Annotated in this window: 1 protein-coding gene and 1 pseudogene; both read left to right on the top strand. The window is 40.5% G+C overall.

From position 1 onward, the window contains the following. A pseudogene (locus PSN35_RS07575) lies at positions 1-405 on the top strand (NAD(P)/FAD-dependent oxidoreductase); the annotation flags it as partial. A gap of 14 nt (positions 406-419) precedes the next feature. After that, positions 420-1,661, top strand: a 1,242-nt coding sequence (locus PSN35_RS07570; RefSeq protein WP_300031674.1) for an MFS transporter, incomplete at its 3' end; no start/stop codon positions are given.

Below are 1,661 nucleotides of genomic sequence, written 5' to 3'. Positions count from 1 at the left end.
GTTTGGTCGCACTTTATGCCACACAAATTCAAGATGGGTGTAAGTGGCTGTCCGCGTAATTGCGCAGAAGCAACCATTAAAGATTTTGGTGTGATTTGTACGGAGAAGGGTTATGAGATTCATGTGGCAGGCGCGTGCGGCATTCGCACTAAAGCTTGCTTGAAAGATCGTTTCTTTGAAACTGAAGCTGAGGTGGTTGAATACCTTAAAGCCTTTGTTCAGCTCTACCGAGTTGAAGCTAACTATCTTGAGCGAGTCATGCATTTTGAGGAGCGCGTTGGTTTAGATTACATTCAATCAAAATTAGACACAGCTGAAAAGATTAAAACCTGGGCAGATCAGTTGCCAAAAACAATTAAAAATCCTTGGGTCACGACGGATCACAGAGAAAAGCAACCTGCTTAATTAAAGGAGATATTATGAAAGATAAATTAAATCTATTTTCATTTAGTGGCAAATATCGGATATTACATCTAACTTGGTTTGCCTTTTTTATGACCTTTGTGGTTTGGTTGGGCTTAGGTCCAATGATGCCATTTATTCAAGAGGCACTGTCACTCACTGATCAACAAGCCAAAGTATTGCTGATTCTTAATGTAGCTATGACCATTCCTGCAAGAATTGTTGTGGGTATGTTGGTGGATAAATATGGCCCAAAAATCCTATTTAGTGCTATTCTAATTTTAGGCGGATTAATCTCAATTGCCTTTAGTTGGATGCAAACATATGATCAGTTAGCACTGTTAAGATTTTTATCAGGCTTTATTGGTGCTGGCTTTGTGGTTGGTATTCGCATGATTTCAGAGTGGTTTCCAGCTAAGCAAACCGGTGTTGCTCAAGGTATTTATGGTGGTTGGGGTAATTTTGGCTCAGCAGGTGCAGCGATAACCTTGCCATTTATTGCCAGTAGCTTTGGTGGCGATGACGGCTGGCGCTATGCGATCACTATGGCTAGTGTTGCAGCCATTGCTTATGGTGTGTTTTATTACTTTAATGTAACTAATACACCAAAGGGATCAACTTACTTTAAGCCTAAAAAATCAGGCGCGATGGAAGTTAGTAATCGACAAGATTTTGTGTTGTATGTACTGATGAATATTCCACTATATTTAGCGTTATCATTACTTACTTGGAAGCTATCCCCAGCTAATATGGGCATGATTTCAGCCTCGGTTGAACTTATCGTGTATGCAACTCTGGTGATGATATTTATATTCCAAGTGTATAAGACTTGGCAGGTTAATGCTGAGATTTTAAAAAATCCTGTGCCAAAGCAACATCAGTACAAGTTTAAGCAAGTTGCAATTCTTGATTGGGCCTATTTTGTCACCTTTGGTACAGAGTTAGCGGTGGTATCTATGTTGGCGATGTTTTATGTAGACTGGTTCGAACTGCCAAAAATTACTGCAGCGCTGTTGGCAGGTGTGTATCCATTTATTAATTTGTTTGCACGCCCAGGTGGTGGTTATTTGAGTGATAAGTTTGGTCGCAAGCGTACTTTGATTGTAGTGTTTAGTGGTACGGCTTTAAGCTTCTTAGCCTTAGGAAATGTTGATCAGAGCTGGTCAATTTATCTGGTCGTTGCACTGACAATCGTGGGCGGTATTTTCTCTAAAGCAGGTTCGGGTGCAGTATTTGCCATGGTGCCACTCATTCAAAGA

The sequence above is a fragment of the Candidatus Thioglobus sp. genome (assembly GCF_028599055.1).
Taxonomy (GTDB): Bacteria; Pseudomonadota; Gammaproteobacteria; order PS1; family Pseudothioglobaceae; genus Thioglobus_A.
This window is presented reverse-complemented; position numbering and strand designations above follow the sequence as displayed.